General features: G+C 37.3%; 2 protein-coding genes and 2 pseudogenes. 1 reads left to right on the top strand and 3 read right to left on the bottom strand.

The window, feature by feature from the left end:
• The 3 genes and pseudogenes from AACY61_RS06655 to AACY61_RS06645 form a co-directional block, all read right to left on the bottom strand.
• Window positions 1-550 (bottom strand): annotated as a pseudogene (locus tag AACY61_RS06655) (amidohydrolase); the annotation flags it as partial.
• A gap of 31 nt (window positions 551-581) precedes the next feature.
• Window positions 582-3,537: pseudogene (locus tag AACY61_RS06650) on the bottom strand (amidohydrolase family protein).
• A 193-nt stretch (window positions 3,538-3,730) separates the two neighbouring features.
• Window positions 3,731-4,798 carry a DUF3810 domain-containing protein gene (locus AACY61_RS06645; RefSeq protein WP_339610796.1) on the bottom strand — a complete coding sequence of 356 codons (1,068 nt, stop codon included), beginning with the start codon at window positions 4,796-4,798 and terminating at the stop codon, window positions 3,731-3,733.
• An 89-nt stretch (window positions 4,799-4,887) separates the two neighbouring features.
• Here AACY61_RS06645 and AACY61_RS06640 point away from each other — a divergent pair, with 89 nt between their 5' ends.
• Window positions 4,888-6,348 carry an aminoacyl-histidine dipeptidase gene (locus AACY61_RS06640; RefSeq protein ID WP_339610797.1) on the top strand — a complete coding sequence of 487 codons (1,461 nt, stop codon included), beginning with the start codon at window positions 4,888-4,890 and terminating at the stop codon, window positions 6,346-6,348.
• Window positions 6,349-6,653 lie beyond the last annotated feature (305 nt).

The following is a 6,653-nucleotide window of genomic DNA, read 5'->3' as shown; positions in this document are numbered from 1 at the left end:
AGCTGTTAGGCCAATTCATGTGTATGGCATCATCAATTTTTACTGCAGCATCTTCCCAGTTCCAGGCATCAAACTGAACTACCGAAGAGGTTCCAGTTATTCTTCCACCACGTGGAACTATTTGTCCTAATAAAACTCCATTGGGGCGCATGCTTTCAACTAATTTACTTTCTGCGTTGTAAGCAATTAAGCTTCTTACATTTGGCGTGATACTTCCAATTTCATTGACATCCATACTGGCTCTAACGGCATCAATTTCTCCTAGTCCCAACGTGTTGTTTACAGTAATAAAGCCGGGATATGCATGCTGTCCCTCTGCATTTATTACTTTTCCTTTGGCAGTGATACCCGTTCCAATTTCTGTAATTTTTCCATTTTCAAAAACAATGGTTGCATTTTCTATAACATTACCGTTTCCAATATGTGCTGTAATTCCTGTTATAGAAATGATTTCTGATTGAGCGGGTGCCGGGGTTTGTTGTGCAGTAGTTGTATTGACACTTATAAATATGAGTGTTAATACACTAAAAATTTTATAGATAGTTTTCATTTTTTAATTTTTTTGAGCATTAAAGATTTAATTAATGATGAGTGTGAAATCCTTCTTCAAGGTGATCAGTTTCACAATGAAAGTCACGTTGAGGCTTTTTGCGTGGCGCTTGCGTTTTACCTCCTCTATTTTTCTCATTTAACAACATCGTTATCAATTCATTTCGTTCTCTTTTGATGGCGTTTCTTTTTTGCAAGTCTTCTTCAGTATCAAAGTAAACAGCACCTTCGATTAGCGTTTTTTCAGGCTTGGCATACATTGAAAGTGGATTGTTATTCCATAATACTACATCGGCATCTTTTCCTACTTTAATGCTCCCAACACGATCATCAATATGGAGCATTTTAGCCGGGTTGATAGTAACCATTTTCCAGGCTTCATATTCAGGAACTCCTCCGTATTTGACTGTTTTTGCAGCTTCTTGATTTAAACGCCTGATCATTTCACCATCATCACTGTTGATACTCACGTTAAGACCTGCATTATACATAATGGCAGCATTGTAAGGTATTGCATCATTGACTTCAAATTTATAACCCCACCAGTCGCTGAAAGTTGAAGCGCCTATTACACCGTGTTTTTCCATAATTTCTCTTACACGTAAAAGTGTTGACATTGAAATTAAATTTTTCTGCTACTTTCATTAGCATATTAATTTCGCTTTGCACATAGGAGTGACAACTGATAAAGCGTACTCCGTTGAGAATTTCAACCAGAGTTTCCATTTCTTCGTCAAAGCGATAAGCTTTTCCGCTTTTCTTTTTGGATTCATATTCTTTCGCTCTCTGGAAATAATCCATATAAACCTGTTCTACACCCATTCTAGATTGCGGGAATCGGGTTGTGGAACCCCAATTTGATTGTTTTACATTTTCTCCCAAAGCGAATTTTATAAATTTTGGAGCATTTTTGTAGATCATATTTTCTGCGGTTTCACCCCATTTAAACTTTACAATGGCAGAGCGTCCACCGATAGGGTTAGCCGAACCATGGAGTAGTTGGGCTGAGGTTACACCTCCTGCCAGCGCTCTGTAAACGCCAATATCATCTGGATCCACTACATCTTCCATTTTTACTTCTGCAGAAGAGTTGTGCCCGCCTTCATTGACAGACGAAAGTGCCAGATGAGAGTGTTCATCGATTATTCCTGCTGTGAGGTGTTTTCCTGTTGCGTCAACAATTTTAGCTCCAGAATCTGAGAGGTCTGTTCCTATTTTAGAGATTTTCCCATTTTTAATCAGTACATCGGTTTGCTCAAGGATACCTGCTTCCTCACCTGTCCAAACTGTTGCATTTTTAAAAAGGATGTCTTGAGCTTTTGGCAAGCTTTTGTTTCCGTAGGCAATATTGGGGTAAGTAACAGGCATTACTTCAGGAATTTGCTTTTCTTTTTCTTCTTTGATTTCATTTTCTTCAGCGTTTCCTGTTTTTGTTGCCCTGAAGGTAGATTCATTTCCATTGGGGAGTACCAACCTACCCGAAAGTGTATTAGAATCTGATGGAACAATACCAGTCATTCTGTAAGTTTCATCCTCTTTATTAAAGGATAACTCAATCCAGTTTTTTGAGTAACTTAAATTTGCTTTATAAGATACAGTATCTTGTTTTATCTCTGCTTTAGGCTTTGAAGGCTCACCAGTAATAGATAATTGATAAGTAGATCCGGCCGCAATGAGGTTGTAATTTCCTCGAATGTCTTTTTGAGACCTATCATTTATTTCATGTCTGATACCCTGAATCCAGTTTTCATAAATTATAGTTTCTTTATCAAAAACAGGTCCTGATGTAATGATGAAGTTAGCGTGAGAATTTTTATTTAAATTTCCTATATCGTTGTTTTTTAAAATTTGAGCAGGAACGGTAGTAAGGGCTTCTAAAGCTTTTTCTTCAGAAAGTCCATAAATGATTGCTTTTTGAATATTTGACACTACTTCTTTTGGAGACTTTAAATCATGTGTTGTAAACGCAAAAGGGATGTTGTTTTCTGCAAGAACTTTTGGGTTTGAAGGAGCCTGGTTCCAGCGCCTCATGTCTGCAAGTGATACATATGCAGCCTGATAAGGGTTTGCAACATCATAGGCATCCGGAAAATTAAGTGGGATAATATAAGTTGCATTAGTGGCTTTCACCTCCTGAATGTTTTCATATTCAAAACCACTTCCAACCAGGGTATATTGAATTTCAAACAAGTCTCCAACTTTATCGGCTCTGAGGTTGTTCAGTTTATCTTTTGACTCAAAGATTGCTGGTAGGTTTTTTGAAGCGATGAGTGCTTCCAGGGCAAGGTCTTTGGTTTCTGCATTGTCTTGTTCATACCATTTTGCATCATAATACATTTGTCTTAGCAAGGCCATCGTTCCCATTGTTGAGCTAGGGTAGGACTGATTCATTTCTAGGCTTCGAGAAAATGAAAAATGCTGCGTGGCTTTTTGTTGTAAAATGCGTTCGTTATCATTACCCTGAGTATTGAGTGTCACCGTCATACCTGTGCCGCGAGCTACACCATCCTGATGATGTGTGCCAACGGTTGCAAAGCCGGCATTGACAAGCTCTTTTGCTTTTTTATCATCAAATTTGAATTTTTCAAAGGCATTGATATCTGTTCTGATGTGGTCATTCCAATAGTACCCTGAACGGGAAGCTTCATATTGAGCAGATCTTCCTCCACCTGAACGTTTTGGCTTTTCAATTCCAAAGTCGCTATATGGGTCAATAAACGAAGGGTAAATATGCTTTCCTTCAAGGTTTATTGTTACGGTATTTTGAGGAATAGTGATGTTTTTACCGGCTTGAACAATTTTGCCATTTTGAATAAGAAGTGTTCCACCTTCAATTTTCTGAGTGGGGGTCACAAAAATAGTTGCATTTGTAAATGCAGTAAAATTGGTATTGGTGTGCCTAACACCATCATTTTTTGGAAAATATTCCTGTGATGTAACTAACAGTGCGCACAAGAATGTGGGGAATAGTAGTAAAAGTTTTTTCATTTGTTAAATAAATATTAAGTTGAAGAGAAAAAGAAAGAAAACCAAAAATTTTATTCGTGAGTGTTGGAATTTAATTTTGATGGTCATTTTCAAAAGTCAATTATTGATAATAAATTTCTAAATATAAAAACACTTGTCATTAAATAAGCCCGGCACAACATTTTTAACAACATTTTAAGAACTGTGGCGTCTACTACATTGCATTTGTTTTGTGATAATTGACTAATAAAGCCACCATATAACTGTAACTTTTTATTCCTTTGTCCTGATTATTTGCTTTTAAGAAAGTATCAAAAAATACTTTGGAAACCCATTCAGCAGGACCTGCGTAGGATTTCCAAAACTCCCTAACCTCCCGATAACTTTCAAGAATTCCAAAAGGTACAGTTTCAATAACTTCGTCATATATATTCATGTCTCTTCTTGCCAGTTCATTGACACAGTATCTCAAAGCAAAAATGGTTCCTGAGTATTGAAAATAAATGTCATCGTTATGAGATGCAGACAAATAGGCTAAGAAGTTGGCTTCATTTTCAGCGGCATAGCCAAGTTGATGTGCTTCCTCGTGACAAGTAACAACTGCAAATCTATGGCCAACAATCCTATCATTTACCTGGGCTTCGGCAGTAAATGGGTTGTAATAACCACTATATCCCATATAAGTCAGGCCTAAACTCCAAGTGGATGCTTTAATGCTTTTAGGGTGGTAAGAAAAGCTGGGGAATTTTTTGCTTAAGGTTTCATATCCGTTAGTTGAAATATTGAAAATTTCATTTTGTGTGTAGGGTACAACTACTTTAACAGAATCTGAACCTGCAAGGGTATTGTGAAGTGCACTTGCTTTTACAATTAATTGTTCAGTAAAAGCAACCAACTCTTCTGTTGTGTATTCGCGTTCAACTTTTAAAGTTTGGTGCAACGGAACTCTGTAGTAATTAAACCCCCACATTACATTAAAAACAAAATAAGCAATAGAAAGTGTTGCTGTAATATCCAAAAAAAAGCCAACAGGTTTTGTTTTAACGCGCTTAATGTTAAAATACAACCAGCGAACTACTAAAATGACTAGTGCGCTGTAAAACACATCCCCTACAGAAAACGGAATCCATCCAAAAAGATATCTTGAAATTTTTGATACTACCGGAAAGATACCTAAACTGTAATAGTTTTCAACTAACTCCGGAAAGTAAGATAACGCTCTCAGGCCTATCATTTGAGCTACAAGCAGGAGTGTTAGAATGATTTTGGTGCGTCTGTTCATAGTGGCCCCTAAAATAGAGCAAATTTATGAAACCTTTGAAAATTGAACCCAAAACAATTCTTTACCTTTGTCCAAAATCAAATAAAAATATGAGTCAGGAAATAAGAAATTTAGAACCTCAAGCCCTTTGGAACAAGTTTGCAGATTTAAATGCAGTACCCCGTGCTTCTAAAAAGGAGGAGCGTGTCATTGCTTTTATGAAACAGTTTGGTGAAGATCTCGGTTTTGAAACCCACATTGATAAAGTCGGGAATGTCATTATCAAAAAACCCGCAACCCCTGGGATGGAAAACCGAAAGCTTATCGTGATGCAATCACACTTGGATATGGTGCATCAAAAGAATAACGACACCAACTTTGATTTTGATACACAAGGAATAGAAATGTACATTGACGGTGATTGGGTACGTGCAAAAGGCACTACACTGGGAGCCGACAATGGCTTGGGAGTAGCAACCATTATGGCGATTCTTGAAAGTAAAGTAATTAAACACCCAGATATTGAAGCCTTGTTTACCATTGATGAGGAAACCGGAATGACAGGAGCCATGGGGTTGGAAGGTGGTTTACTTAACGGTGAAATCCTACTAAACCTCGATACCGAAGAAGATGATGAAATCGGGATTGGTTGTGCCGGTGGGGTTGATGTCACGGCAACCAGAAATTACACTACTGAAACACCCAAAGAGAACAGTACAGCGTTTTTGGTTACCGTAAAAGGTTTGCAGGGTGGACATAGTGGCATGGATATTCACAAAGGCTTGGGTAACGCCAATAAGTTGATGAACCGTTTACTCTTTAAAGCCACAGAGAAATTTAGCGCACAAATTGGCTCCATAGACGGTGGAAGTCTTCGTAATGCCATTCCGAGGGAAAGCAATGCTGTTGTAGTTATTTCAAACACACAAAAAGAGGCTTTTTTAGCTGAATTACAGCTTTTAATTCAAGACATTAAAACCGAATTCAAAATCCCGGAACCTACTTTAAAAATTGAAATCAATGAAACAGCTGTACCTGAAAGTGTTATGAATGCAGACGCACAGAAGCTTTTAGTAAAGTCTATTTATGCAGCTCATAACGGGATTTTTAGGATGAGCCCGGCAATTGAAGGTTTGGTTGAAACTTCCAATAATATTGCTCGTGTTTTAGTACAAGACAGTAAGATACATATTGGTTGTTTGACACGATCTTCAGTGGAGAGTTCAAAAATGGATTTGGCAAACAGCCTGCGTTCAACTTTTGAACTAATGGGTTGTGACGTAACATTGACTGGTGATTATCCAGGCTGGGAACCCAATCCCGATAGTGCTATTTTAAAAGTATTGGATAATATTTACTATAAAATGAATAACCAAAAGGCCAATGTAGCAGCCTGTCACGCTGGTCTGGAATGTGGTATTTTAGGACAAAATTATCCGGGTATGGATATGATTTCATTTGGCCCCACAATTAGGGGAGCTCATTCACCTGATGAGCGCGCCAGTATTTCTTCAGCTCAAAAATACTGGAAGTTTGTGTTGGAAATTTTAGAAAATATTCCTGAGAAATAAAGTATTTTATTTTATTAATTTTATTAAAAATGGATTCGTATCTCAAATAGAGATATCAGTCCATTTTTTTTTAAAGTATAAGTTGAAGTAGATATTTAGGCGGGTAATACAGTTTGGAGTGAAATTAATTACTTAGAGACTGCCAACCTGTCATAAACTTTTCGATGGCATAATCATTGTCTGAATTGTAGTGAGAAAAAAACAAGTTAAAAATTTAAATACAAGTTATGAGTAAAATAATTGGAATCGACTTAGGAACGACCAACTCTTGTGTAGCCGTAATGGAAGGTAGCGAGCCAACGGTT

This window comes from uncultured Planktosalinus sp., assembly GCF_963973675.1.
Classification (GTDB): Bacteria; Bacteroidota; Bacteroidia; order Flavobacteriales; family Flavobacteriaceae; genus Planktosalinus.
The sequence above is the reverse complement of the archived record's forward strand: the minus strand, read 5'-3'. Positions and strand labels throughout refer to the sequence as shown.

Coding starts and splice junctions, on each gene's coding strand:
- AACY61_RS06645 (WP_339610796.1), bottom strand. CDS start 4,798: ATGAACAGACGCACCAAAATCATTCTAACACTCCTGCTTGTAGCTCAA.
- AACY61_RS06640 (WP_339610797.1), top strand. CDS start 4,888: ATGAGTCAGGAAATAAGAAATTTAGAACCTCAAGCCCTTTGGAACAAG.